The sequence below is a fragment of the Algoriphagus sp. UBA3586 genome (assembly GCF_002376385.1).
GTDB lineage: Bacteria > Bacteroidota > Bacteroidia > Cytophagales > Cyclobacteriaceae > Algoriphagus > Algoriphagus ornithinivorans.
Map to the genome: position 1 here is coordinate 153304 of NZ_DFMT01000031.1, position 25963 is coordinate 179266.

Consider the following 25963-nt stretch of genomic DNA (forward strand, 5'->3'; position numbering starts at 1 on the left):
TGGGTTATTTTGAGACTTTCACAGCCAATACTCAATCGTGAAATGATTCTATGCTCAATTCAAGAATTGAATTTTCTACAGATTACAAATTCATTTTTTTCAACTCATCCACAGCATGGTTAGCTGCTCTGGCAGTTAAAGTCATAAACATCAATGTAGGGTTCTGAGTACTGGTGCTGGTCATGCAGGCACCATCTGTCACAAAGACATTTGGGCAGGCATGCAACTGATTATGTTTGTTCAGTAAGGAGGTCTTAGGATCTTTCCCCATTCTAACTCCTCCCATTTCGTGGATATCTGATCCTGGAGGCGCTTGGGAGTCAGAAACAGCAATATTGGTAAAGCCCATACGCTCAAACATCTCTGTTTGCTGTTCTAAGAAATCCTGTGTCATTTTATCATCATTTTCGGTCCACTCCACGGACATGATAATTTTAGGAATTCCATACTTATCGGTTTCGGTATCGCTTAAGCGCATATGATTGCTTTCAACCGGAACCATTTCCCCTTGCATCCAAGCTGACATGGTCCAAGGTCCATGCTCTTGATTCAATAAATTATCCCGCAACTGATGACCGATCACATCTGTATCGGAAGTCATACCTCTGCCACCAGCCATTCCGATAGCATAGCCTCTTAAAAAGTCAGTATCCTGCTTGAAGACATTTCTAAACCTGGGAACATAAGCGTGTCCAGGATGTCTACCTTCTGTAGCTTTATCTTGAAAGCCTTCAAAAGTTGCAAAACCCTTCCCTCTATAATTATGACAGGCCATAAATTTACCCATCAACCCATTATCATTCCCTAATCCATTCGGGAAACGGCTGGATTTAGAATTCAACAGAATAGCATTGGAGTTAATTGTGGAAGCATTGACAAAAATGATCTTGGAATAAAATTCCATAGCCTCCTTCGTGTTTCTATCAATTATCCTTACACCGATAGCTCTGCCTTTCTCCTCATCGTAAAGAATTGATTCTACCACTGCATCCGGGCGAACGGTCAGGTTTCCTGTTTTTTCAGCCCAAGGTAAGGTGGACGCATTTGCGGAAAAATATCCTCCATAAACACAGCCTCGATTACACATATTTTGATGCTGGCATTTATTTCTTCCTTGTTGTTTATGGATTTCTTGAGGGTCGGTCAAATGGGCACATCTTCCCTGAATAAGATGTCTATTGCCATACATGCTTTTTAATTGCTCAGCATAATATTTCTCTATGCAACTCAATTCAAACCCGGGTTGTACAATTTGATCTGGCAATTCCGGTAAGCCATCACGGCTACCTGCAAAACCAACAAACTTCTCTACATAGCTATACCATGGCTCTAAATCTTGATATCTAATAGGCCAATCCACTGCATAACCATCTCTAGCCGGCCCTTCCAAATCATAATCGGACCATCTCTGAGTTCCTCTCGCCCAAAGCAGAGACTTACCACCTACATGATATCCTCTAAACCAACGAAAGGGCTTCTCCTCTATATAAGGCTGTTCATCCTCAGCCAAAGCCCAATGCATGGTCTCTTCCCTTCCCCAGCGGGCAGCACCTACTCCAGATCTTTTTTCTATGGGAACAGTTCCTCTAAACTCAAATTCCCAAGGAGCCTTGGAGGCTGTAGGATAATCTTCTATATGGCGAACCATTCTTCCACGCTCTAGCACTAGGGTTTTGAGTCCTTTCTCACAGAGTTCTTTGGCAGCCCATCCTCCACTAGCTCCAGAACCGATTACGATTGCATCATAGGAGTTTTGTTGCTTGGCTTTTAGGTTTAGGTTTGACATGTTAATTGGGTTGGATAATATTTGGTTGAAAAAACCAATTAGTACTGAAATCTACCAGACAATAGCATATAAAAGGTAGGAAATTGCTTTAAATAAAATAAAAAGAAAGAAGATTATCTCTCCTAGATTGGCAAGCCAAATTTCCTTTGATAAATAGAACGGGAGACCTAAGCCAAAAGCTTGCATTAATGGAAACTCAATGCTCCCTTCAAGCATGTTACTAGAATTTTTGAAAAAATGGAAGCAAATAAATAGGACTCTCAAGAGGATTAAAAACAAAAACGGGAAGCAATTTTTCAATTACCTCCCGTTTCATAACTCAGAAATCGTAATTCCTGAACTATGCCAAGCTACAGTTACTAACTATCACCAGTTGCCCGGTTCAAAATTCTAAGATTGAATCATCTTCGAAAAGATTTGTCCCATTTGAATACTTCTGTAATGCACTTCTGCAGTAACCTGTCTCAGAATCTCCCGTGAAGGAAATACCATTCATGCCAAAAGCTTCGAAGAACTATTGAGGCTCTTCATCCTGGGCCGATCTGTTTTTGCACTTCTGCGGTTTTCCGTTGCAAACAACTGCATTTAAGCAATTATTCCTTTGTGCACGACTGCTTCATTCCGAAGAACTCAGCTTGCTGATTCACCAAGTTTACATTTCTGGAGTTGCCTCTTTCAACCGATCACTTGCGCGTTCGATCCTTCATGCAATGGTTAGTCTTAAAGTTCAGAGACTTCGTAGACTTCAACATATCGTTTTTGGCACTTCTGCGGTTTTTCCGTCTCAGACTTTCACCCGTTGGTGATTGCCCCTTCGCGCCCGATCTCAAAATTTCAAACTAGAATCCGGGGTCGTATCCCCGATTATTTATCTCTTACTTGGTTTAATAAAATTGGCTGAAAATCAGGGGAATTCCTACTTTTTATTCGATTATTTTCCCACAATTTATCCCCATATTTATTAAGGGGAATCAGTAGTTTATCAACATAAAATTGACACTTATACACATCTATGCGGATTTTATCCTATTCCGGGATCTCTAACACAAAATCTTATTCTACTCATCAGGAAAACTGCTTGAAACCAAAATTATTTCCATCCTACTTCGCTTAAAAAAACTGAACAACTCACAGTCAATTTGGACCGACAATAGAACAAAATCCTCTCTTATTAGTGATTTTAAATTGGGAAGTTTAACTTTCATTATGGAGCAATCTCGACCACATGTAGGACTTTTTATTCCTTGCTATGTTGACCAATTTTATCCTCAGGTAGGAATAGCAACGCTGGAAATATTAGAAAAGCTAAACTGTAACGTTTCCTACCCTTTAGATCAAACTTGTTGTGGACAGCCGTTAGCGAATTCGGGCTATGAAAGAGAAACCAAAGAATCTTGTCAGCAATTTCTTAACTCATTTCTTCAGTTCGACTATGTAGTTGCTCCCACCGGAAGCTGTGTTCACCATATCAAGGAGAGATACTCCAAAATATTGAATGCTCCAGAACTTCAACCTTCACTCAATTCAAAAATTTTTGAACTGACAGAGTTTCTTCTTGATATTCTCAAAGTAGAGCTCCAAGGTACCTTCAGACATAAAGTTGGCTACCATGCATCCTGTCATGCTTTAAGAGGTTTGAGGCTCTCGAAATCCAGTGAGGTCAATACAGCACCCTTCGATAAAGTGAAAAGCCTCTTTGGAAAAGTGGAAGGGCTAGAGTGGTCCCAACTTCAAAGAAATGATGAATGCTGTGGCTTTGGGGGAACCTTTTCTGTAAAAGAAGAAGCAATTTCCCTTTCCATGGGTACAGACCGCTTGACTGACCATTATGAAGCAGGCACTGAAATTCTCACGGCAACTGACATGTCCTGCTTGATGCATTTAAAAGGGTTGGCTGATAAAAAACAAAGCACCCTTCCTATTATGCATTTAGCTGAAATCATCAATCAAATCATCTCATGAGCCATTCAAAAGCATCAACCGATTTCCTCAGAAACGCGGAACATGCCAAATGGCATGATGAAACTCTCTGGATGATTCGAGAAAAAAGAGATCTAGCCAGTCAAAAAGTTCCGGAATGGGAAAACCTCAGAACAATAGCTTCTTCTATCAAAGAACATGTGCTTTCGAATTTGGACCATCTTCTTCTGGAATTTGAAGCCAATGCCACGAAAAATGGAATTCAAGTTCATTGGGCAAAAGATGCCCAAGAGCATAATCAAATCGTCTTAGATATTTTAAAAAAGCAGTCTTGCGCTCAGGTGGTAAAGAGCAAATCTATTCTCACTGAGGAGTGCCATCTCAACCCTTTTCTGGAGAAAAATGGGATTGAGGTAATTGACACCGATCTAGGGGAAAGGATTGTGCAGTTTCTCCATCAGCCACCCAGTCATATTGTATTGCCGGCCATCCATTTAAAGAAAAGAGATATTTCCGAACTCTTCCACCAAAAACTCCAAACTGAAAAGGGAAACGAAGACCCTTATTACTTAACTCAAGCGGCAAGAACTCATTTAAGAGAGAAATTTCTAAAGGCCAAAGTTGCTATCACCGGAGTCAATTTTGGGATAGCAGAAACAGGTGAATTTGTCGTATGCACCAACGAAGGAAATGCAGATATGGGCGTCCATTTGGCAGACGTTCACATTGCCTGCATGGGTATTGAAAAATTAATTCCCAGGAGAAATGATTTGGGAGTTTTTTTGAGGTTACTGGCTCGTTCTGCCACAGGACAAGCTATCACCAATTATACATCTCACTTCAGAGGCCCAGAAAAGGGGAAGCAAATTCATTTAATCTTGGTGGACAATGGAAGAACAGAACAATTGGGGAGAGAGAAATTCAGAAACTCCCTCAAATGCATTCGTTGCGGTGCTTGTATGAACACCTGCCCCATTTACAGAAGAAGCGGGGGTTTTAGCTATCAAAGTACTGTTCCAGGTCCAATAGGTTCCATACTTTCTCCAGGATTGGATTTGAAAAAATACAGCTCTCTTCCTTTTGCCTCAACTCTTTGTGGTAGCTGTACGGATGTTTGCCCAGTAAAAATCAATATCCACGAACAACTTTATGAATGGAGGCAAGAAATCACCAAGGCCAATCCAAATCATGCGGAAAGCTTAAGCATGAAATTAGCCAGTGGGATTTTTAAAAGCCCGCTAGCCTACAGGATCTCAGGAATTTTGATGCGTAAACTCATTAAAAATTTGCCCGACTCTTTGATATACAATCCTTGGAATGTTTGGGGAAAAGGAAGAAAGCTACCAGAAACTCCTCAGGAGTCTTTCAGAAATTGGTATTTAAATCACAGGAAGAATGAGCAGTAGACAAGAAATTCTCGAAAAAATTAAGAAACTCAGGCTGGACCAAACCGAACTTCCCACAATTCCTGAATTTAAAAATCCCTTAAACACTGAAGAGGAATTTAAAGCATCAATTGAGGCAAATAAAGGGGAGATTATTCCTGAGGAAAAACTCATGTCGTGGATTTCTGAAACCGGTTTTCAGAAAATCCTAAATTTCTCTCAACTCATTAACCTAAATACTTCTTATGCTAAGATTGAAGATGCTCACGAGCTAGACCAACTTCAAGTTGCAATAATAGACGGTCAATTTGGCGTAGGAGAAAATGGCGCAATCTGGATCACCAATGAACAAGTTCCATTTCGAGCCATTCCATTTATTACAGAGCATTTGGTAATAGTGCTTCCCAAAAATGAAATTGTATCTACCATGCATCAGGCCTACATTAAAACCTCAAGTCAAAGCTATAGCTTTGGTTTATTTATAGCAGGACCTTCGAAAACAGCGGATATAGAACAATCACTCGTAATAGGAGCTCACGGTGCGAAAAGCCTGAGGGTTGTATTAGTTTAGACCAAATTCCTTTCCAGAAAAAAGATATTTCTGGAAGCTCCATCTGCTTCAAATCCTAGCTTCATTTCCAGCTTGTCAGCAATTTTTTTACACAATGGAAGACCTAAACCAGTTCCTTTTTCGCGATTGGTTCCATACGAGGTTTTTACCTTGAATTCGAAAAGTTCATCACGAAGGTTTTCTGGAATAACCGGGCCTTCATTTTGAACCTCCCATCTCAACATGTTTGGAGCCACTTTCAAGGAAAGTTCTATGGTAGAATCGGATTGGGAAAATTTCAGTGCATTGTCTAAAAGATTTTTTAGAATGATTTTAATCTCGTTTTCTTCTAAATCAATTTCCTCAGTTTCGCCATCTATCTTAAGAGATATACGCTGATTCTTTCTTTCTGCTTGGATCAGCATAGTATCTCTGATTTCTTTCATCAAATCCTTGGGATCCAATTTTTTAAGTTCAAAAGTACGATCATCTAATTCAGTCATAACCCATGATAAGGTATTATTTAGAACCTTGTTTAGATGAAAGCTTTGATTTTTTAGCTCTGAAAAAATTTGCTTCATATCGTCATCATCAAACTCTCCCCGGTCAACCATTTCCATGGTCGAACTCAGGGTTGCAATGGGATTTTTCAAATCATGAGACAAAAGAGCGATCAATTGATTTTTTTTCTGGTTGACATCCGATAGCTTTTCAAGATTTATTTCATTCTCTTTCCTCAGTTGATTTAAGAAAAAATTCTGTCTCTGATAATTCTTGATAAATACCATTACACCAGCATATACGAATAGCCCACACCAAATTAAAGTGATCCAATGATCCCAAAATCTGTTTTCCAAACTTGTATATATCCGAGGAACAGAATAGAATCCATAAACCTCCAAATAAAACAACAGACTAAATGTGAGCGTGACTAAAAATAACCAAATGGCCTTCCAAGCTCCTTTTATCAATATTGCTATGGCAACAATAAAAATAAAAAAGGTATAAAGCGTAGGGCCGTCGAATCCGTCATTTTCAAAATAATTGAATATGATCACCATTACTCCTGCCCCAATCATCATGTTTAGGATTAGCTGGTACTTCCCAAACTTCTTCATATACCAATAGCCAATAAAGAAGGGGATCGCTAAGGTTAATTTGAGACCAATTATAAAGGCACTCAGTCCAATAAAATAATCAGAAATGCCCAAAAAAATCATTAGTGTGCCGGCAAAAGCAGCAAAAACTAAAGCTATTTTATTTTGGAGTTCTTCTAGATTTCCAGATTTATCCAAGTACTCTAACACACTCATATCAAAATCTCGTCGACAGCATTAAAAAGCAAATAAAACTAAAAATAAAAAAACAATTCACAATACCGTACAATATCCTGTATTTAAAATACTAAAAATTGATAATGAAGGAAAAAGTTTAATTACGCTCTTGAATGAATCGCAACCCTATTTCCTTCTGTATCTAAAAATACTCCCATATAGCCAACATCCTCCGAAATCATTCGTTTATCGATTTGTACTTTCCCTCCTGCTGCCTCCACTTTACCCAGTTCAACTTGGCAATCCGCTGAAGAAAAATAGATCAAAGCCCCTGCATGGCCACTTGTCTCATAAAATTGCTCATGGTATACTAAGCTTCCTCCTGCTCCTTTTCCCGTTTCGTCCCAAGGAAACCAGGCCATTTGAAAATCGCCCATGACTTGCTTGTTTAGCTTGCAGTCAAATACAGACTCATAAAATTTGATGGCGCGATCCATATCTTTTACTGGAATCTCAAACCATCCTACAGTGACAGATTTCATAGCTTTAGGGTTTTATGTATAAATTGATGATAGGCTTTTTATACTCTAGTAAGCTTAATGGGATAGGTCTTTCCTGCATTCCATTGACATACATAGATATTTTCATCCTGGTCAATACACACATCGTGACAATGCTTAAATACAGGATCTGATTGAACCATCAACTGAAGCTTGCCGTCCCGGTATTCGGGAGCTGTTCCTCCAGGATTAGAAACAACTTGGTTTTCCTTATCCAGAATAGTCACAAACCCTGAATTGTCCATTTGCTCCAAATATTTAAGTCTTGACCAACAGACACCCGCATACAGATTTTCGCCATGAATTACAGGCCGACATACATATGCGCCTGGTAAAAAGATGGTTTCCAAATACTCCCCGTCCATCGTGAATTTCTTAAAGGAATTATGCCCTCTTGAGGTACAGATCAGAGAAGGTTCCTTGCCTCCACGCTGATCTACCGCTATCCCATGAGCAGTTTTAAACTGAGCATCACCGTGTCCATCTCCTCCAAATTTTCGAATAAAATTTCCTGACTTATCATATTGTAATAAATATTGGGAACCATAGCCATCAGCAATGTATAAATCTCCATTGGGAGCGACCGCAGTCTCAGTTGGAGTCCACCGCATTTTTTCATCATAAATACCCTCTTTAGCGGGCATAGGGATTTCTGAAACCACCACACCACTCAGAGTAGTTTTTACAACTCTGCCTCCATTATCAACTATCCATAAATATTCGGCATCCCCCTCATCTACCAAAGTCAATCCATGGGCTGCATTCAAACCCAAAGTCCAAGTATCCAGCAGTTTTCCAGTTTGATCATAAATGATCACATTATTTTTAGGCTCATCAGTCAAAAGAATCATCCTGCCTTTTCTGTCCATGACCATTTCATGACAGTTGACCACGGGAACTTTAGTGGGGTCTAAATTACCCCATTTCATATCTACTTTGTAGGTGAAATTTCCATGACCTAAAATTTGATCTTGTGCTGCAAATAAAGAAAAGTCAGGTTTAAGGCTCATAGCTAAAGTGATCAAGGAGGAATTTTGGATAAATCTTCTTCTGGAATTCATAGGTGCTGATTTACTTCAAGTTAGGAAAATGCAGGGAAGATGAAAAATCAACATTCAGAGAATCAGATTTTCAATAGTTTGGCGCCGAAAAATTAAATAAATTTAGATATCCCAAACATGATCAAACCATGAAAAGGCTCATTTTAAGTTTTATTCTCGCTTTTTTTTCATTTCAAATGAACGCACAGGAAATCGCATTACAGCTCTATTCCCTCAGAAATCAAATTCCACAAGACCCTGAAAAATACCATCAAATGGTGGCTGATTGGGGAGTCTATGCTTTAGAGGGCTTGGGTAGGCATGAGATGTCAGAATTTGAATACTTGAAACTTTTAGAAGAAAATGAGCTGGAAATAGTGGGAGTTGGAGCTGATTTCAATCAACTGGCCAGAGATCTAAACCCCATCATTGCACAAGCCAAACTTTATGGGGCTAAATATGTCACCTGCTACTGGATTCCTCATGAAGAAGGTCCTATTTCTTTGGATGAAATCAAACTGGCTACAGCTTTATTTAATCAGGTAGGAGCTGAGCTCAAAGAGCATGGACTTACTTTTTTATACCATCCACATGGCTATGAATTCGCCAAAGCTGGGAATGGAGTGGTCATGGATTATATGTGGAAAAATGCCGAAAACTTCGCTTTTAACATGGATGTCTTTTGGGTAAAAATGGGTGGTGGAGATCCGGTGAAAATCATGAAAAAATATAAAGGGAAATTCCCTATGCTTCACCTGAAAGATAGAAAAATAGGCACACCGGGATCTATGGACGGACATGGTGACGTGGAAACCAATGTTGTTTTAGGCACTGGAGATATTGACATTGCAGGCATCATCAAAGAAGCAAAAAAGCAAGGCACAAAGTATTTGGTCATTGAAGATGAAAGTAGCAGATCGGTAGAACAAATTCCTCAATCTGTAGCATTTATCAAGAAGCAACTCGAAAAATAATTTGTTTATACTCCGAAAAATCTTGGTAACCACAAGGAAATCTCAGGAAACAGCATAATCAGAATCAAGGCCAAAATCATTGCAAAAAAGAAAGGCAGTAAGGGCTTTAGCACTTTTTGTATGCTCGTTTGGGCAACCCCTACTCCTATGAATAATATGGAACCTACGGGAGGAGTGCATAATCCTATGCAAAGATTCAAAACCATCATAATCCCAAAATGAACAGGATCTACTCCCAATGCAGTGACAACCGGCAAGAATATCGGAGTAAAGATCAATACAGCCGGAGTCATGTCCATAAAAACACCCACAAACAGTAAGATCAGATTAATCATAATCAAAATCACGAAGATATTATCGCTTAAAGAAAGGAGCGAATTCGAGATACTTTGAGGGATTTCTTCCGCAGACATTACCCAAGACATGGCCATAGAAGTTGCGATCAATAGCATTACAACGGCAGTAGTTTCGGCTGACTTTAGCAAAACAGAAGGCAACTCATTTACCTTCAACTCCCTGTATATCAAGGAAAGTCCCAGAGCGTATAAAACTGCAATGGCAGATGCTTCGGTGGCAGTAAATACTCCAGCTATGATTCCGCCTATTACTACAATTAATAAGAATAGACTTGGAATAGCTCTCCAGAATGTCTTGAATAATAAGCCCATACTGGATCTTTCCCCAGAGGGAAGTTTTTTGATTTTCACCATGACTGCTGCGGTGATCATCAATAAAAGTCCTACCAGTAAACCTGGTAAGTATCCGGCCACAAAAAGCGCAGCCACAGAAACTCCTCCTGAAGCCAAAGAATAAACAATCAAAACATTGGATGGGGGTATAATCAAGCCTGTTGTGGAAGAGGTGATGTTTACAGCTGCCCCAAGCTCTTTAGGATATCCCTCCTTTTCCATTCTTTTTCCTAAAATTCCACCCATAGAAGATGCTGCAGCTACTGCTGAACCCGCGATTGCGCCCATCAGCATAGCTGCTATGACATTCACATGAAGTAATCCTCCCGGTAGTCGCCCAGTCAGTGCTTTGGCAAACTCAATCAGTCGATTGGCAATACCTCCTCGATTCATTAACTCCCCTGCCAAAATGAAAAAGGGAATAGCTAAAAGGGAAAAACTATCTAGTCCAGTACCCATCCTCTGGGCAATGGTAGTCCAGGCAGGAACCGTTGCCACGGTCACCATCAAAGTCAGCAAACTGGATAATCCCAAGCTCCAAGCAACAGGTACACCTAAACCTAAAAAGACCAGAAAAGAAATCACCAATACTAAAATGCTTAAAGTTTCCATATTAGTCGGTTTTAAGATTTGATGACAACTTCATGATGCTTTCCGCTTGATAAAAAATTACCAAAAGACCGCTAATTGGAATAATGATGTAAACGTAGGCCAAGGGTATTTCCAAGGCAGCAGAGGTCTGATCCAAAATAAAGGTAATGTAAACCAAATTGGTCCCTCCGATCACCATTGCTACTATTGCAAAAATCATGACGCATACATGGATGATTATTTTTACTTTAAGTTGATTCTTGAAACTCAGTTTTGCCTGAATCAAATCAATCGCCAAATGCTCATCTTTTCCAGCCACATAAGCTGCCCCAAGCATCCCCACCCAAATCAACATATATCTGGCTAGTTCATCCGTAAAGGCACTTGGATTTTGAAAAATATAGCGAGATGCTACCTGCCATGAAACATTAATAACCATCAAGGCCATCAGAATAACCAAGATAATGGCTACAAATCGGTCTATATTATTTTTTACAGAAGTTATGAACATCAATTTTGGGTTTATTGAATTGCTCGAATTGCCTGAACCAACTGGTAAATCTCCGGAGACTGAACTTTCAAGTCTTCGTACATAGAGGAAACAGCCTCCCTAAAGGGCCCTTTATCCGGATAGGAAATCTGAACACCCGCTTTTTTCAATTCATTCAAAGACTCCTCGGTGGCTTCTGCCCATATTTTATATTGGAGTTCTGCCGACTCATCCGCAGCTTCTTGAAGCCATTGCTGCTCTTGCTCACTCAAACTATTCCAAACCTTGGTACTGACAATGACTACATCTGGCAAGGCAGTATGCTCATCTATGCTGTAGTACTTACAGACCTCGTAATGCTTGGATGTGTACAAACTAGGCGGATTATTTTCAGCCCCATCCACGATGCCCTGCTGCAAAGCCGTGTATAATTCGCCATAAGCTACAGGAGTAGGTGAGCCTCCCATACTTCTCACCATATTAGAAGCAACTGCGCTTTCCATTACTCGAACCTTTAGCCCGCTCAGGTCTTCAGGACTTTCTACTGGCTTTTCTTTGGTATAAAAACTTCTTTTCCCTGCATCATAATAGCAAAGTCCCCGAAGCCAAAACTCCTCCGGATCTTGTAGTAATTGCTTTCCGATTTCTCCTTTCAACACTTTATTCAGATGCTCATCATCTCTAAAAAGGTAAGGCATCCCCAAAACTTTCATGGTAGGAGCAAATCCTTCTAAAGCAGCTGAAGAAACTTTGGTCATCCCAAGACTTCCTATTTGCAAAAGCTCGACCAATTCCCGTTCGGTACCCAATTGCTGATTAGGGTATACTTTGACGATAATTTGACCATTGGATTTTTCCTCCAGCCGCTGAGCTAAAAAAAGCATCGCTTCATGCACAGGATGGGATGGCACCAAAGCATGCCCCATCTTAATGATTTTTTTACTCTGGGGCCCTTGGCAGGAAAGAGTAAAAAGACAGAAACAAATAAGTAAGAAAAAGTAGCTCGGTTTTTTTGGGTATAGCATAGCATCAGCTTCTTATCTAACAAGTATAAGTTTTTCCAAGGTCAAATACTCAAAGAATTACGGAATCGATTTTGGTAAAATCCAAAACTCCTAACCTGACATTGCTTAAATTAGGTTTTCTATCAGAAGAATTAGGCCTACATGAATCCAAAAACCCTTCAAATCCATCCCAATGACAATGTTTTAGTAGCCTTGCAAGATCTTTCAGCTGGGGAATCAGTTTTTATGGGAGATTTTGAATTGACTGTCAAAGAGGATATTCCAGCCAAACATAAATTGGCAATTCAATCTTTTGAAAAAAATCAGGAAGTAATCATGTATGGGCTATTGGTAGGAAAAGCTACACAGGCTATTCCGGCAGGAGGTCTTTTGAGCACCGAAAATATCAAACATCAAGCCGCTGATTTTAAAATCAACTCATCAACATATCAATGGGAAAAACCCGATGTCAGCCGTTTTGAAAAGAGGCAGTTCATGGGCTATCAACGTCCAGACGGTCAGGTTGGGACTAGAAATTACTGGCTTGTAATCCCTCTGGTATTTTGTGAAAATAGAAATGTAGAAACCATCCGAGAAGCCTTTGCTGAAGAATTGGGTTTTGCCAAAAGTAATCCTTACAAGCAATTGGTTAGGGCGATGGCTGATTCTTTCAAAAAAGGGAATCTAGCGGAATTGGATAGATTACAAGCGGGTTCCGATTCTGAAAAACAGGCGCCCAAACTGTTTGAAAACATAGATGGAATTAAATTTTTGACTCATCAGGGTGGATGTGGGGGAACCCGTCAGGATTCTGAATCTCTCTGTGCATTGTTGGCTGGATATATTAATAATCCCAATGTGGCAGGTGCTACGGTATTGAGTTTGGGTTGCCAAAACGCCCAAGTGGATATACTTCATCAAAAACTAGCTGCCATAAACCCATCTTTTGATAAGACGGTTTTGGTCTTCGAGCAACAAAAATCTGGTACTGAGCAAGAGCTCTTGACAGAGGCCATCAAGGAAACTTTCAAAGCCTTGGTCAAAGCCAACCAAGCTGAAAGAAAACCTGCTCCTTTGAGCAAGCTAACTATGGGCTTAGAGTGTGGGGGTTCAGATGGCTTCTCCGGTATTTCAGCCAATCCTGCAGTGGGCTATGCTTCAGACCTGTTGGTCGCGCTGGGAGGAAAAACCATGCTTGCCGAATTTCCGGAACTCTGCGGTGTAGAGCAGGAATTGATTAATAGATGTAGCAATGAAAAGAAAGCGGAGAAATTTTCCCAACTCATGAAATCCTATGCCTCCAGAGCCGAGGCTGTAGGCTCTGGATTTGATATGAATCCTTCTCCGGGAAATATCAAGGACGGATTGATTACGGATGCAATCAAATCTGCTGGAGCTGCTAAAAAAGGGGGGAACTCCCCTGTTACAGATGTATTGGATTACGGGGAGTATGCGAGTACACCCGGACTTAATTTGCTATGTACTCCGGGGAATGATGTAGAATCTACTACAGCCTTGGCAGGAGCAGGAAGCAATGTGATTCTATTTACTACCGGACTGGGAACGCCCACTGGCAATCCAATTTGTCCTGTGCTGAAAATTTCCAGCAATCATCAGCTTGCCAAGCGAATGCCTGACATTATTGACATCAATACTGGCTTTATTATTTCCGGAGAAAAAAGCATACAAGAGATGGGGGAAGAAATTTTAGAGAAAGTTATTGAGGTGGCTAGTGGAATTACGGATACTAAAGCAATGTTGCTGGAGCAGGATGATTTCATTCCTTGGAAAAGAGGGGTGTCTCTTTAATCTCTTTTTAGACCTAGTATGGAGTCATGAAGTCACTTAATCGAAGCCAAATAACAACTCAATCACTCCCTATTAAAATTCTCCAATTTGGAAATGGAAATTTCATACGGGGATTCCTGGATTGGATGGTTCAAAAAACTATAGATCAGGGATATTTCAAGGGCGGTATTCATTCTGTTCAAATCCATTCCTCTGCGGTTGACCAAAGAATGCTAGAGCAGAACTGCTTATTTCATGTTGCAGAAATGGGGATTTATGAGCAGGAAAAAACACAGCAATACAGCCTCATTTCCTGTGTACAAAACTACTCTTCCATTTTTGAATCTTATGATGCCTTTTTGCAGCTAGCTGAAAATCCAGATTTAGAATTCATTTTTTCAAACACCACAGAAGCAGGAATCGAGTTTGATCCCAATGATTCTGATTTTACATCCATTCCAAAAACATTTCCGGGCAAACTCACCGCCTTATTATATAGAAGATTTCAGGTATTTGAAAAAACAGATAAGCCTCTTGGAATTATCCCGCTGGAATTACTTGAAAATAATGGGGATTTATTAAAATCCTGTGTCCTTAAATATGCTAAACTGTGGGGATTGTCGGACGCTTTTATCCAATGGCTGGACTCTAATTGTATTTTCTGTAATACTTTGGTAGATAGAATAGTACCTGGATATCCTAAGAATAAAGCTATTGAGATTCAGCAGGAAATTGGCTTTGAGGATCAGTTGCTCGTACAGGCAGAGCCCTATTATTTTCTAGCCATCGAGCGAGGAGAAAAAATAAAAAACCAACTCGGCTGGGAGAAAGCTGGCTTGAATGTGAAATTCGTCAAAGACATCTCCCCTTATCGATTAAGAAAAGTCAGAATACTCAATGGAGCTCATACCGCTATGGTTCCTTTTGCTTATTTATTGGGCTGTAGAACCGTCAGAGAATCGATAAACGATGAGAGAATAGGTCAGTGGATCAGAGAACTGATTTTCCAGGAAATTGTCCCTAGTATGGACTTGGAAGAATCTGAGTTAAAAACATATGCTAAAGCAATTTTAGAGCGATTTGAGAATCCATTTTTAGATCATCAGCTCGAAAGCATAGCATTAAACAGCATTTCAAAATTTCGTATAAGGGTTCTTACCAGTATTTTAGAATACCATAATAAATTCCAAAAATGGCCCGAGCAGCTGCTTTTTGCTTTTGCTGCATTAATCCTTATTTACAAAGGGAAAAACCAGGGAAAAGCCCTTCCTCTTAAGGATAATCCGGAAATTCTGGAGTTCTTCTTAAGGTCTTGGAATTTGGAAAATAGATCAGTATCGATTAAGGGAATCCTTCAAAACCAAAATCTGTGGGGACAGGATTTATATATACTTCCTGGTTTGGCAAAAACCCTATTAAAAGCCCTTAAGAAGCTAGAATCAGAGTTAAACAGCTCTGAGGGTTAGAGGATCTTGCTGCAGTAACATCACCAAAACCTGATACAATTCAGGCTTTCTGGACTTAAATTCATCAGGCCTTTCAAAGAAATTTTCCAAGGCAACTGCAAAAAACTCATGGAGATCAACTGCTCCCCTTTCTCTAAAAAAATCATCCTCACCTTGTTTCAATAATTCTTTTTCTTGAGCTGCCAGCTCAGAGTATTTCTGCCAAAGTTTGGGATTAAAAAAATTACTCTCACCATTGTATTGGATTTGATTTTCCAGTTTCAAAGCATGAGCGATTTCATGGATTCCCAGATTCACTCCATCATGGTCCAATGCAAGCCCTCTAACAAAACATTCCCAGGAGAGAACTATGATCCCATGTCTGGGATTGACCTCACCTCTGTGATAAGTTTTGGAAATATTGGAAAAATAGGTATTGGGATAAATCAGAATCTTATTAAAATGCTTAAGCCACACATTTCGGTAGCCAAAAGTCACTTGTACAATTGTGGCTCCGATAAGAACTTTCATCTCAGCGCTCACTCTATCCAAGCCTCCTCTTGCGAAAAATCTTTTCTGGGTTAAAATCAGTTGTAATTTATGCCTAAACTCTTTTTGATGAGCTGGTTTTAAATTGGAATAGTAGGGAAAATATTTTTCTAGGGTTTCCTTATCCTCTTGGCTCAGACGATAATGAAAAGCAAGGATCCAAACCTGCCTCAGAACTTCCGAAATAAAAATAAAAAAGCGTGGACCTAACATGATAAAAAAGAAGCTGTCTCATTATTTCGGGTTGTCACATTGAGCGAAGTCGAAATGTAGTCCAAATAATTAGGACTGGCCTTCGACTCCCTGCCTTCCGTTAGGCAGGCACTCAGGCTGACAATAGAATAATTCTGAGACAGCTTTCTATAAATTTTTGATTTATCTAGCGTAATTCACTGCTCTCATTTCCCTGATCACAGTAATCTTAATTTGCCCAGGATACTGCATCTCTTTCTCTATTTTTTGTGAAATATCGAAAGATAGCTGACCTGCTGTTTGATCATCTACATTGTCTGCATCGACCAAAACCCGAAGCTCCCTACCTGCCTGCATAGCAAAGCATTTATTTACACCATTGAAACTCAAAGCTAATTCTTCCAATTCCTTCAGTCTCTTAATGTAACTATCCATGATTTCTCTTCTTGCTCCCGGTCTGGATCCTGAGATCGCATCGCAAGCCTGAATGATAGGCGAAATCATCGAAGTCATTTCAATTTCATCGTGGTGAGCTCCGATTGCATTACATACTTCAGGATGCTCTTTATAGCGCTTGGCCAATTCCATTCCCAGAATAGCATGAGGTAACTCCTGCTCTTCCGGCCACACTTTTCCAATATCATGGAGCAAACCAGCTCTCTTGGCAAGTTTGGCATTCAATCCCAACTCAGCGGCCATAATTGCAGATAAGTTTGCTACTTCTCTGGAGTGTTGCAACAAATTCTGACCATAAGAAGAACGGAATCTCATCCTTCCCAGCATCTTAATCAATTCTGGATGCAAGCCATGAATTCCCAGATCTATACAGGTTCTTTCCCCGATCTCGACAATTTCCTCATCGATGTTTTTCTCGGTTTTGGCCACCACTTCTTCGATTCGGGCAGGGTGAATACGTCCATCCTGTACCAATCTGTGTAAGGAAAGTCTAGCTATCTCTCTTCTAACCGGATCAAACCCGGAAATAATGATGGCCTCTGGAGTATCATCTACTACTATTTCAACACCTGTGGCAGATTCCAAAGCTCGGATATTTCGTCCTTCTCTACCGATGATTTTACCTTTAATATCATCGCTTTCGATATTGAATACAGACACGCAGTTTTCTACCGCATGCTCTGTAGCAGTACGCTGAATAGTATCCAATACAATTTTCTTAGCCTGCTTGGTTGCAGATAATTTGGCCTCATCCAAAATATCTTTGATTTGAGAGGAAGCTTTGGTCTGAGCTTCTTCTGTGAGCATTTTCACTAATTGCTCCCTAGCTTCTTCTCTGGTCAAGCCTGCAATTTTCTCCAAGTCAGCAATTCGCTGATTGGTAATTTTGTCAAGTTCTTCCTTTTTAACCTGCACTGCATGAAGCTGTGCGCTGAGGTTTTCCTTTTTGGAGTCCAATTCCGCTTCTTTTCGCTTCAATTGCTCCAGTTCCTTAGCCAAATGCTGTTCTCTTTGCTTGACCTTGTTTTCGTTGGTGATGATGATGCTCTTTTTATTGGACATCTCCTCATCAAACTCTGACTTCAATTTGAGATAATGCTCTTTGGCTTCAAGCATTTTATCTTTTTTCAGAGATTCAGCAGAAATTTCTGCTTCACGCAACATGGATTTGACTTTGTCTTTAGTCTCCTCCTCTAATTGTTTGTGTTTATTTTTGATAAATACTCCCGCTAGCGCGGCTCCTGCTCCCAGACCTACCAGGCCGGCCAGGATGATATATAAAACTTCTCCCATAGGTATTTTGGATATATAAATTGAACCTGCGGGTAATCCTAAAAAACTCGGAAAATCAGTGGAAATTCAACAACTATACAACTTTAGAAAGCAGGGAATTGATGTTTGCTATACTGCTACGGATATGTTCACTGTCCTCTGCATTGACCTCGTTGGTTTCTAAAGATTCCACCATACAGTCAAAGGCCACCATGGCCAAGAGGTCTTGATTATCATCCAAACCAAATTCTGCTTTATATTTTCTCAATTTTTCATTAATCAACTTGCCGGCATGTCGGATTTTTGCTTCATCCTCAACCTTCACTCTCATGGGATATTCTCTATCCCCGATTTTAATACGTATGGCAAGTGTCTCCATATCACTCGGATAAGTAGGTGATCAACTGATCGATCTCTTGTATATAATTATTGATTAAGTCACTCATTTCGGCCGAATCCTCGGGATTCACCGGTCGGTTGTCCACAATGTTACTAATTTTAATTTTATTTTTAAAATGATCGATTTCCTGCTCTTTTTCTTCCAAAGTAGCGGATACTTCCGCTAATTTTTGTTTCAACTGTGCATTTTCTTCCGAAAGCAGTTGCAATCGCTGCCCCGCTTGATGGGCCAGTTTTTCCAGTTTTTGCAGTTCCTCGTGAATCATTTTGTCAGCTTCGTATTACAGCTCCCACCTCATTTTGAAAGGCTTGAATCAATTTACTCATTGTTTTATCAATAACCTTATCCGTTAGTGTATTTTCCTGATCCTGCAGGTAAAAACTCAATGCATAAGCCTTTTTACCAGACTCAATCTTATCACCCTGGTAGACATCAAAAACGCCAATTCGCTGCAATAATTTTCCTCCCGCCTTTAAAGCTACAGATTTTACCTGATCATAATTCACGGTTTTATCGATCACCAAAGATAAATCTCTCCTTACTTCTGGAAATTTGGAGATTTCCTGATATCGCTTCAGACCACTTGCTTTCTTACAGATCAAGTCCCAATTCAATTCGGCAAACCAGACCTCCTGTCTTACCTCGGCTAATTTGAGCATTTTTTCATCTACCAGGCCGATTATACCCAACTCCTTTTGACCCAACATCAGGCGAAGCCCATAAGTGAAGGGCTGAGACTCGATCATGGAAACATCACCGACCTGGATTCCTAGTTTCTCCAAAATTCGCTCAACGGTGCTGTAAACATCCGCAAAACCAAAAGGCTTGGCCTCTTCCAGCCAACTTTCAGCAGATTTGTTTCCGGTATGGAAAATTGCCAATCGCTTGCCTTCCTCGTAGCCAGTTTCACCTTTTTGATAAACAGTGCCAAATTCAAAAATCTTGATATCTGTTTGCCTCCTATTAATGTTATGGGATAATACTTCCAAACCACTAAAAAGCAGGGTTTGGCGCATGACACCTAAGTCCTCACTCAGCTTATTATAGATTTCCACATTTTGGGAAGCATCCAAGAATCCAGACTTCTCGGCATAAGAAGGCTTGGTCAAACTATTAGTAATAATCTCAAAATATCCCTGACCCGAAAGAATTTCAGATAATCGGTATTGCAGCTTATTTAGGTCTTTAGCAGGATGCTCAGCCAAATAATCTGTTCGTAAATTTTCTGAAAGCGCTACTTGCTGGAAACCATAGATTCGCAAAATCTCCTCAATGATATCTGCCTCACGGGTAACATCCACGCGATACGGCTTCACAATGGCCTTGAATCCCTGCTCAGTTTCATTTTCTACTTGGATTTCCAAAGACTCCAAAATAGACTTCACCTCAGTTGGAGCTATTTTTTTACCAATCAGACGATTGATATGACCATATTCTACGTCTATTTCAAAATCTGCAACTGGCTGTGGATAGATATCTATGATATCAGAAGCCACTTTTCCTCCCGCGATTTCCTGCAATAACTTTACCGCTTGCTTCAATGCATAAACCGGCATATTGGGATCAGTTCCTCTTTCAAATCGGAATGAAGCGTCCGTTTTTAAACCATGATATTGCGCTCCTTTTCGGATCACATCCGGTGAAAAATATGCGGATTCCAAGAAAATGGAAGTCGTATTTTCTGTTACGCCTGAACCAATTCCTCCAAAAATCCCAGCAATACACATGCCTCCTTTTGAATCACAAATCATCAATTCCTCTCCGGAAAGTTTACGCTCTTTTTCATCCAAAGTCACAAATTTGCTATCCTTAGGAAGCTTTTTGACAATCACTTTCCCCTCAGAAATCTGAGCTGCATCAAAGGCATGAAGGGGCTGTCCCAAATCATGAAGGATGTAATTGGTGATATCGACCACATTATTAATGGGTTCCAAATCCAAAGAACGCAAGAAATCCTGTAGCCATTGAGGAGAAGGACCTACTTTCAAATCTGTGATGGTAACACCGGCATAGCGCGGACAATCTGTTGAATTTTCTACGTTGACAGAAATTTTTGGTCCTTCAGCCTCCTTTTTGATTTCAGGGCTGGAGTCAATGCATAATTCTTTGCCTAAGAGCGCTTTCAGATCTCTGGCAACTCCCAGGTGAGAGGCCGCATCGGCTCTATTGGGTGTAAGCCCTATTTCAAGGATATGGTCATGGGTGACAGGGATGATTTGAGATGCAGGTGTGCCATTAGGCAAGTCCGTATCTAAGACCATAATCCCTGCATGGCTTGTTCCTATTCCCATTTCATCTTCAGCGCAAATCATTCCTTCTGAAGCCTGACCTCTGATTTTGGCCTTTTTGATGGTGAATGCATCACCTTCAGTTGGGTAAAGTGTGGCGCCTACAGTGGCAACCAACACTTTCTGTCCAGCTGCTACATTGGGAGCTCCACAAACGATCTGCGAGGGTTCGTCCGCTCCGATATCCACCGTGGTCAGACTCAGTTTATCAGCATCTGGATGCTTGATACAAGTCAGTACCTCTCCTATTACGATCCCTTCGAGGCCACCGGGGATGGATACAAACTCTTCGATCCCTTCTACTTCCAATCCGGACTGGGTTAAAAGTGCTGCAATTTCCTCCGGTGATTGGGTTAAAGCAATGTATTTTTTTAATCGATTGATTGAAATTCTCATGGATTTATGGGCTTCGGTAAAACCAAATTTACCAGATAAACAAAAGGGGTTCAATGACCCCTCATTTTTAAAATTCAAAATTAAAAAATCTTTGCTATAAATTCCCACACCATCCTTAGAGTATTTAATCTAAGGGCAAATCGAAAACATAAATCTGTTTTGTTATCAACCCTTGGGTGTAAATCTTTTTGGCGGACTCATCGATATGAAAAGCAGTAGGGTGCAGATTATCATCCGGTGTCCCGGTTTGAAAACGGATTGCACGAACATACTCAAGGGAAGAATTATCGATTTTAAACTCCAGCAAATGTCTCGCTTTTGATCGATCTAATCCAATTCGATCTGTGAAAGTCACATAAAGCCTGTCTTTAACAATTTGGGCATCAATTACAATTGACTTTATCTCTCTTTCATTTACTTCATATCCGGGTTTATTAAAATCATTCTCTAAAGAATCCAATGCTCTTTTCAATGGCTCAAATTGATCCCAACGGTGCCTTTTTACCAATTCATGCTTATCACCAGTAGATAAAATATCAATATAAGGAAGGTTGACCCCAATTAATACTAATTTGTCTTGAAGAGGCTGAATCAACCTTGCCTGACGATTGATTGCGTTTTCCCCCTCAGGCATCAGTAATCCTGTTTTCCCAATTGGCTCTCCTAATAAATTAAATTTTAATACAGATGATGTGTCTGATTTATATCCAACCATTGGAAAATAAAACGTATCGTCTTGGAAAAAAAACCTAGTGTGTCCCACTGATTCAGGAATTGGAATTTCATCTATATGGCTACCATCTTTTGGGCTTACTATACTTATTTTATAGTTACCCCGATCCTCAATCAATACTCCATATTTGCTTTTTTGCAATTGAATAGGGTAGTCTAAATCATCTGGCCCATTCCCTCTCCTCTCAACTAAAGACTGAATTTCAAATTTCTTGTTCAAAACTATAAACATGGATGGCCTAGCATTGATCAAATAAATATGATTTTTATCTGATTCAAACTGAACATTGGTGAAAAAAATCGGACCTTCAAACTCATCAAAAACCAAATTTGGCTCTAAAATGGTCGTCGGCAACTCTTTTATTGAAACATCATTACAAGAGAAAAGCAGGAAAAGAAGAGAATAAAAAAGCCAGTTTTGGATGAAAGAAAAAAGATGACCACCTTGAAAAATCGATGGCCATCCTTTCTCATTTAGTTTTTTAACAAGATGCATAAGAATGAGTCCCGTCTTGATTTGTACAAATTACACTATCAACACCAGCTTCACAGCTAGAATTTCCAGTACATTTAATAGTTGATCCGTCTGCACAAGCAAATTCAGCAGTACAAGGAACAGCTTGAATGCTAAATAAAAATAGCAATCCAAAAGTAAGACTTAATAGCTTTTTCATAGAAAATTTTAATTTGAATGAATAAAATATTTAAAGTTCTGTTTAAAAAAAAAAAATGAAAAACCAAATTAAATTTGTAATTTTTATTTAATCCTTATAGTTTTTCTCGCCTGCTTGGATGGAAATATTCAAAATATTTTCCTTGGGAGGCAAAGGGCAGGCATAATCGGGATTGTACGCACAGTATGGGTTGTATGCCAAATTAAAATCTATCGTAATAGAGTTCTTCCCATCTTGACGGGCATTGATATAGCGCCCTCCACCGTAGGTTTCTCTTCCGCTGGTTTCGTCTGCAAAAGCCAGGAAGAAATTACGCATATCAGATTCACTAACAGACTGCAGGAGTAAAAGCCGATTGGTTTTTCCTCCCAACTCAAATTCTGCATAGGAATGTTCTATATAACGCTCCACAGAACCATCTGTCATCGGAACTTCCCTTACTTTTCTGTTTTCCACAGGAATTAGCCTTGCTTTGACCTTATAATTAGGGTCAATCGGATAAAAATTCAATTCCTTAAAATCACGCTTCTGCTCCTCTGTCAAAGGGGATTCCACATTAAACCGGATAAACTTGTACTGACGTTCTCTTTCCGCTTCAATTTTTTCCTGATAGACCTCCGGGCTCTCTGCACTGGTTAGCATGTAGGCTACCGCAGCAATTACTACCAAGGATACTAAGATGAGAAGTATGTGATTTGTCTTCATGGATCTATTTCGATTTTCCCGCACTCCCTTTTACCAACAGCAGGACTCTTCAAGTGTTGCTCAAAATTACAATCTATCCTGAAACCTTTTCAGGATTTGACCAAATCTCTGTAAGATCTCTACTTGACTACAAATTGGAGTGTCTCGCTTCTCGCCTCTCGTCTCTTAATTCTTTACCCTAAAGAATCCCTTCATCCGCAAAACTGAAATAACCTGAATCAGTAAAAATCAAATGATCCAATACAGGCAAATCCATATCTCTTCCTATTCTCACCAATCGGTCTGTCAGTCTTTTGTCTTGCTCCGATGGAGTAAGGCTACCTGAGGGATGATTGTGAACCAAAATTACCGATTGAGCGAGATGCTCCAAAGCCACCTTGAAAATGATTTTTGCGTCAACGACCGTACCCGCTGTACCTCCTGAGGAAATCAGATGTTTTTTGATCACTTGATTAGAGCGGGAAAGGAGAACCAAATAAAAATGCTCTACGTGCTCATCCAATAAATCTGGTTTCATAAGCTCATAGATATCGCGGGAACTACCAATTTTAACTTTCCGCTGTGGCTCGTTTTCTTTTCTTCTTCTACCTAGCTCCATGGCGCTGACTATACTGATAGCCTTGGCCTCTCCTATGCCTTTGAATTTTTTAAGATCCTGAATACTCAGCCTAGCTAATGACGCCAAGTCATGGTTGACCGAAGCCAAAATATGCCTGGATAAGTCGACAGCACTGACCGAAGGCGTACCTGAACCAATCAAAATAGCAATGAGCTCGGCATCAGTTAAAGCGGATTTTCCTTTCAGTAGAAGTTTTTCTCTAGGCCTATCTTCTTCTGCCAACTGAGAAATCTTGAGGGATGTATAATTCTCCATACCTGATCAATTAAAAAGTTTGAAAACTAAATTTATTGATTTTCAGGCATAAAAAAAACCCCGACAAGCAGGGTTTTCAGAGATTTTTTATCAGGTATTAACCAAGAGCATTCACGAACTTAGCCAATCTTGATTTTTTGTTGTTTGCGTTGTTTTTGTGAATCACATTCTTCTTAGCCAATTTATCCAACATAGAAGAGACTTTCTGGTACAACTCCATTGCTTCTACCTTATCAGTAGCAGCCTTCAGTCTTTTGATGAAAGTTCTGGTGGTCTTGGCCTGATATCTGTTTCTCAAACGCTTCGCTTCGTTGGCACGAATTCTCTTAAGAGCTGATTTGTGATTTGCCATATCTTGATTTAAATAAAGTTCTTTTACGTTCCCCTATACCGAATTGGAGTGCAAAGTTATTGTAAATAATTAATTCTGCCAAAGGAAATTCAAACAATCCTTTGCTAGCATGGTTTTTCCAGAATTGAAAATTCTACAATAAACCTGCTTCGAAGTGCAAATATACTGCATTTTTTAACTTTTGCTCCTAGAAAATTCTGATTAATTTTAGGTATGAAGATTTTTATCCTTTCCATTTTTTATGGGACATTTTTCATAATTAGCCCATTTTACTGGGGCTTTTATGCGCACAGCTTAATCAACAGAATGGCGGTATATTCTTTACCACCGGAAATGATGGTTTTGTATAAGCCTCATATTCAGTTCATCACGGAGAAAGCAGTCAATCCTGACCGCAGAAGGTACGCTGTAAAAGGTGAGGCGGAAAAGCACTACATAGATTTGGACCATTACGGAGATTCTGCACTTTTTATTTTGCCAATTTATTGGAATGAGGCAGTTGAAAAATTTGGGGAAGATAGTTTGCGCGCCAATGGCATAGGACCTTGGGCAGCCTATTTTACTTTTTTAAATCTGACTAAGGCATTTTCTGAAAGGAATCATTCAGCCATTCTCAGAATCTCTGCCGATCTGGGACATTATATAGGGGATCTGCATGTACCGCTTCACACGACAAAAAATTACAATGGGCAATTAACCGGGCAAGAAGGCATTCATGGCTTTTGGGAGAGTCGGATTCCTGAATTACAGGCAACTGATTACAGTCTTTGGGTGGGAAAGGCTGATTATATAGCCAAACCACAACATGCTATTTGGGAAATCGTAGCCCAAACACACAGCCAGGTTGATTCAGTCTTACTTTTTGAAAAAGAGCTAAGCCGGGAGTTCCCTTCGGATAGAAAGTACAGTTTTGAGGAGCGGAATAATCTGACCGTACGGGTTTATTCTAAAGAATTTTCTGAAGCCTATGCTGAAAAACTAGACGGGATGGTACAGAGGCAGATGAAAAAAAGCATCAAAGCCATCGCTGATTTTTGGTATACCGCCTGGATCAATGCCGGGCAACCAGACCTGAAGAGCTTACCATCTATAGATGTGGAGGAGGAAGAAATCAATCCAGATCTGAAATTGAGGGTTAGAGAGCATTGAAATCAGAAGGATAAAGTATGAAAGCTGAAACTTTTTAAAAAAACATCATGGATAGAGATCTGAAAGAAAGAACGAAAACATTTGCCTTTGAAGTAATCAAACTTGTTTCAGAATTGCCAAAAAATACCGCAGGCTTCGAATTAGGTAAACAATCGATTAAGTCTGGAACCTCAGTTGGTGCCAACTATCGATCCTCACAAAGAGGCAGATCTAGAGCTGAGTTTATCTCAAAACTATCCGTAGTTCAAGAAGAGGCAGACGAAACTGTATTTTGGCTTGAATTAATTATGGATAGCGAGCTACTAGGTTCAGAAAGAATTCTCCCTTTACTCAAAGAGTCAAATGAACTCACTGCCATTTTCACATCTATGGTGATCAATGCCAAAAGAAATTCTTGATGAACCCTGATTTCAGGTTCATCACTTAAG

Annotated in this window: 25 protein-coding genes; 8 read left to right on the forward strand and 17 right to left on the reverse strand. The window is 39.9% G+C overall.

Annotated features, from left to right (window positions below; genetic code table 11):
* Positions 1-82: 82 nt before the first annotated feature.
* On the reverse strand, positions 83-1786 hold the full coding sequence (locus tag B2906_RS10915; RefSeq protein WP_219957966.1) for a GMC oxidoreductase: 1704 nt from the start codon (positions 1784-1786) through the stop codon (positions 83-85).
* 1206 nt (positions 1787-2992) lie between these two features.
* Between B2906_RS10915 and B2906_RS10920 the strand changes: the two genes are divergently transcribed.
* The 3 genes from B2906_RS10920 to B2906_RS10930 are packed head-to-tail and all read left to right on the forward strand — an operon-like array spanning position 2993 to position 5662.
* Entirely contained in the window at positions 2993-3748 is a 756-nt protein-coding gene (locus B2906_RS10920; protein WP_219957965.1) for a (Fe-S)-binding protein, read from the forward strand.
* Positions 3745-5112 carry a lactate utilization protein B gene (locus tag B2906_RS10925; protein WP_219957964.1) on the forward strand — a complete coding sequence of 456 codons (1368 nt, stop codon included), beginning with the start codon at positions 3745-3747 and terminating at the stop codon, positions 5110-5112. The genes B2906_RS10920 and B2906_RS10925 overlap by 4 nt, the downstream gene beginning before the upstream one ends.
* On the forward strand, positions 5102-5662 hold the full coding sequence (locus B2906_RS10930) for a LutC/YkgG family protein (protein WP_219957963.1): 561 nt from the start codon (positions 5102-5104) through the stop codon (positions 5660-5662). Before B2906_RS10925 ends, B2906_RS10930 begins: the two co-directional genes overlap by 11 nt.
* Here the strand turns inward: B2906_RS10930 and B2906_RS10935 are convergent.
* From B2906_RS10935 to B2906_RS10945, 3 genes are all read right to left on the reverse strand, one after another.
* Entirely contained in the window at positions 5659-6954 is a 1296-nt protein-coding gene (locus B2906_RS10935; protein WP_219957962.1) for a sensor histidine kinase, read from the reverse strand. The two genes, B2906_RS10930 and B2906_RS10935, sit on opposite strands and share 4 nt — an antisense overlap.
* 122 nt (positions 6955-7076) lie before the next feature.
* Positions 7077-7457, reverse strand: a complete 381-nt coding sequence (locus B2906_RS10940) for a VOC family protein (protein ID WP_091654857.1) — start codon at positions 7455-7457, stop codon at positions 7077-7079.
* Between the two features lie 38 nt (positions 7458-7495).
* On the reverse strand, positions 7496-8536 hold the full coding sequence (locus tag B2906_RS10945) for a 6-bladed beta-propeller (RefSeq protein WP_286939664.1): 1041 nt from the start codon (positions 8534-8536) through the stop codon (positions 7496-7498).
* 128 nt (positions 8537-8664) lie between these two features.
* Between B2906_RS10945 and B2906_RS10950 the strand changes: the two genes are divergently transcribed.
* Positions 8665-9489: a sugar phosphate isomerase/epimerase family protein gene (locus tag B2906_RS10950; protein WP_219957960.1), complete on the forward strand. Its 825-nt coding sequence runs from the start codon at positions 8665-8667 to the stop codon at positions 9487-9489.
* Between the two features lie 5 nt (positions 9490-9494).
* On the opposite strand, the gene B2906_RS10955 is transcribed toward B2906_RS10950, so the two are convergent.
* Genes B2906_RS10955 through B2906_RS10965 form a run of 3 tightly spaced genes read right to left on the reverse strand, consistent with a single transcriptional unit; the run spans position 9495 to position 12284 of the window.
* Positions 9495-10790, reverse strand: a complete 1296-nt coding sequence (locus tag B2906_RS10955; RefSeq protein ID WP_286939666.1) for a TRAP transporter large permease — start codon at positions 10788-10790, stop codon at positions 9495-9497.
* 1 nt (position 10791) lies between these two features.
* On the reverse strand, positions 10792-11280 hold the full coding sequence (locus tag B2906_RS10960; RefSeq protein ID WP_286939667.1) for a TRAP transporter small permease: 489 nt from the start codon (positions 11278-11280) through the stop codon (positions 10792-10794).
* Between the two features lie 11 nt (positions 11281-11291).
* Positions 11292-12284 (reverse strand): TRAP transporter substrate-binding protein, encoded by a 993-nt coding sequence (locus B2906_RS10965; RefSeq protein ID WP_286939669.1) that lies wholly within the window; start codon positions 12282-12284, stop codon positions 11292-11294.
* A 141-nt stretch (positions 12285-12425) separates the two neighbouring features.
* Between B2906_RS10965 and B2906_RS10970 the strand changes: the two genes are divergently transcribed.
* Both B2906_RS10970 and B2906_RS10975 read left to right on the forward strand, forming a co-directional pair.
* Positions 12426-14072 (forward strand): UxaA family hydrolase, encoded by a 1647-nt coding sequence (locus tag B2906_RS10970; protein ID WP_219957957.1) that lies wholly within the window; start codon positions 12426-12428, stop codon positions 14070-14072.
* Positions 14073-14098: 26 nt separating this feature from the next.
* Positions 14099-15517: a tagaturonate reductase gene (locus B2906_RS10975; RefSeq protein WP_286939670.1), complete on the forward strand. Its 1419-nt coding sequence runs from the start codon at positions 14099-14101 to the stop codon at positions 15515-15517.
* Here B2906_RS10975 and B2906_RS10980 read toward each other — a convergent pair.
* The 10 genes from B2906_RS10980 to rpsT form a co-directional block, all read right to left on the reverse strand.
* Positions 15497-16258, reverse strand: a complete 762-nt coding sequence (locus B2906_RS10980) for a zinc-dependent peptidase (protein WP_255590468.1) — start codon at positions 16256-16258, stop codon at positions 15497-15499. The genes B2906_RS10975 and B2906_RS10980 overlap by 21 nt on opposite strands.
* 162 nt (positions 16259-16420) lie before the next feature.
* The gene (rny, locus tag B2906_RS10985; RefSeq protein WP_219957955.1) at positions 16421-17986 is read right to left on the reverse strand and encodes a ribonuclease Y; all 1566 of its coding nucleotides are present in this window, start codon (positions 17984-17986) and stop codon (positions 16421-16423) included.
* A 73-nt stretch (positions 17987-18059) separates the two neighbouring features.
* The gene (locus B2906_RS10990) at positions 18060-18344 is read right to left on the reverse strand and encodes a cell division protein ZapA (protein ID WP_144604401.1); all 285 of its coding nucleotides are present in this window, start codon (positions 18342-18344) and stop codon (positions 18060-18062) included.
* Between the two features lies 1 nt (position 18345).
* Positions 18346-18630, reverse strand: a complete 285-nt coding sequence (locus B2906_RS10995) for a hypothetical protein (RefSeq protein WP_091654868.1) — start codon at positions 18628-18630, stop codon at positions 18346-18348.
* Between the two features lie 4 nt (positions 18631-18634).
* Positions 18635-21049, reverse strand: coding sequence for a phenylalanine--tRNA ligase subunit beta (pheT, locus tag B2906_RS11000; RefSeq protein ID WP_286939672.1), 2415 nt, complete (start codon positions 21047-21049; stop codon positions 18635-18637).
* Between the two features lie 124 nt (positions 21050-21173).
* Positions 21174-22277, reverse strand: a complete 1104-nt coding sequence (locus B2906_RS11005) for a hypothetical protein (RefSeq protein WP_219957953.1) — start codon at positions 22275-22277, stop codon at positions 21174-21176.
* Entirely contained in the window at positions 22264-22455 is a 192-nt protein-coding gene (locus tag B2906_RS11010; RefSeq protein WP_219957952.1) for a hypothetical protein, read from the reverse strand. The genes B2906_RS11005 and B2906_RS11010 overlap by 14 nt, the downstream gene beginning before the upstream one ends.
* An 87-nt stretch (positions 22456-22542) precedes the next feature.
* Positions 22543-23160 (reverse strand): DUF1684 domain-containing protein, encoded by a 618-nt coding sequence (locus tag B2906_RS11015; RefSeq protein WP_219957951.1) that lies wholly within the window; start codon positions 23158-23160, stop codon positions 22543-22545.
* 178 nt (positions 23161-23338) lie between these two features.
* The gene (radC, locus tag B2906_RS11020) at positions 23339-24034 is read right to left on the reverse strand and encodes a RadC family protein (RefSeq protein WP_144604408.1); all 696 of its coding nucleotides are present in this window, start codon (positions 24032-24034) and stop codon (positions 23339-23341) included.
* A 97-nt stretch (positions 24035-24131) separates the two neighbouring features.
* Positions 24132-24386 carry a 30S ribosomal protein S20 gene (gene rpsT, locus B2906_RS11025; RefSeq protein WP_144604410.1) on the reverse strand — a complete coding sequence of 85 codons (255 nt, stop codon included), beginning with the start codon at positions 24384-24386 and terminating at the stop codon, positions 24132-24134.
* Positions 24387-24599: 213 nt separating this feature from the next.
* On the opposite strand from rpsT, the gene B2906_RS11030 reads away from it, so the two are divergent.
* Together B2906_RS11030 and B2906_RS11035 are read left to right on the forward strand one after the other, a co-directional pair.
* Positions 24600-25535: a zinc dependent phospholipase C family protein gene (locus tag B2906_RS11030; protein WP_255590466.1), complete on the forward strand. Its 936-nt coding sequence runs from the start codon at positions 24600-24602 to the stop codon at positions 25533-25535.
* 47 nt (positions 25536-25582) lie between these two features.
* Positions 25583-25933, forward strand: a complete 351-nt coding sequence (locus tag B2906_RS11035; protein ID WP_219957950.1) for a four helix bundle protein — start codon at positions 25583-25585, stop codon at positions 25931-25933.
* Positions 25934-25963 lie beyond the last annotated feature (30 nt).

Coding starts and splice junctions, on each gene's coding strand:
- B2906_RS10915 (WP_219957966.1), bottom strand. CDS start 1,786: ATGTCAAACCTAAACCTAAAAGCCAAGCAACAAAACTCCTATGATGCA.
- B2906_RS10920 (WP_219957965.1), top strand. CDS start 2,993: ATGGAGCAATCTCGACCACATGTAGGACTTTTTATTCCTTGCTATGTT.
- B2906_RS10925 (WP_219957964.1), top strand. CDS start 3,745: ATGAGCCATTCAAAAGCATCAACCGATTTCCTCAGAAACGCGGAACAT.
- B2906_RS10930 (WP_219957963.1), top strand. CDS start 5,102: ATGAGCAGTAGACAAGAAATTCTCGAAAAAATTAAGAAACTCAGGCTG.
- B2906_RS10935 (WP_219957962.1), bottom strand. CDS start 6,954: ATGAGTGTGTTAGAGTACTTGGATAAATCTGGAAATCTAGAAGAACTC.
- B2906_RS10940 (WP_091654857.1), bottom strand. CDS start 7,457: ATGAAATCTGTCACTGTAGGATGGTTTGAGATTCCAGTAAAAGATATG.
- B2906_RS10945 (WP_286939664.1), bottom strand. CDS start 8,536: ATGAATTCCAGAAGAAGATTTATCCAAAATTCCTCCTTGATCACTTTA.
- B2906_RS10950 (WP_219957960.1), top strand. CDS start 8,665: ATGAAAAGGCTCATTTTAAGTTTTATTCTCGCTTTTTTTTCATTTCAA.
- B2906_RS10955 (WP_286939666.1), bottom strand. CDS start 10,790: ATGGAAACTTTAAGCATTTTAGTATTGGTGATTTCTTTTCTGGTCTTT.
- B2906_RS10960 (WP_286939667.1), bottom strand. CDS start 11,280: ATGTTCATAACTTCTGTAAAAAATAATATAGACCGATTTGTAGCCATT.
- B2906_RS10965 (WP_286939669.1), bottom strand. CDS start 12,284: ATGCTATACCCAAAAAAACCGAGCTACTTTTTCTTACTTATTTGTTTC.
- B2906_RS10970 (WP_219957957.1), top strand. CDS start 12,426: ATGAATCCAAAAACCCTTCAAATCCATCCCAATGACAATGTTTTAGTA.
- B2906_RS10975 (WP_286939670.1), top strand. CDS start 14,099: ATGAAGTCACTTAATCGAAGCCAAATAACAACTCAATCACTCCCTATT.
- B2906_RS10980 (WP_255590468.1), bottom strand. CDS start 16,258: ATGTTAGGTCCACGCTTTTTTATTTTTATTTCGGAAGTTCTGAGGCAG.
- rny (WP_219957955.1), bottom strand. CDS start 17,986: ATGGGAGAAGTTTTATATATCATCCTGGCCGGCCTGGTAGGTCTGGGA.
- B2906_RS10990 (WP_144604401.1), bottom strand. CDS start 18,344: ATGGAGACACTTGCCATACGTATTAAAATCGGGGATAGAGAATATCCC.
- B2906_RS10995 (WP_091654868.1), bottom strand. CDS start 18,630: ATGATTCACGAGGAACTGCAAAAACTGGAAAAACTGGCCCATCAAGCG.
- pheT (WP_286939672.1), bottom strand. CDS start 21,049: ATGAGAATTTCAATCAATCGATTAAAAAAATACATTGCTTTAACCCAA.
- B2906_RS11005 (WP_219957953.1), bottom strand. CDS start 22,277: ATGCATCTTGTTAAAAAACTAAATGAGAAAGGATGGCCATCGATTTTT.
- B2906_RS11010 (WP_219957952.1), bottom strand. CDS start 22,455: ATGAAAAAGCTATTAAGTCTTACTTTTGGATTGCTATTTTTATTTAGC.
- B2906_RS11015 (WP_219957951.1), bottom strand. CDS start 23,160: ATGAAGACAAATCACATACTTCTCATCTTAGTATCCTTGGTAGTAATT.
- radC (WP_144604408.1), bottom strand. CDS start 24,034: ATGGAGAATTATACATCCCTCAAGATTTCTCAGTTGGCAGAAGAAGAT.
- rpsT (WP_144604410.1), bottom strand. CDS start 24,386: ATGGCAAATCACAAATCAGCTCTTAAGAGAATTCGTGCCAACGAAGCG.
- B2906_RS11030 (WP_255590466.1), top strand. CDS start 24,600: ATGAAGATTTTTATCCTTTCCATTTTTTATGGGACATTTTTCATAATT.
- B2906_RS11035 (WP_219957950.1), top strand. CDS start 25,583: ATGGATAGAGATCTGAAAGAAAGAACGAAAACATTTGCCTTTGAAGTA.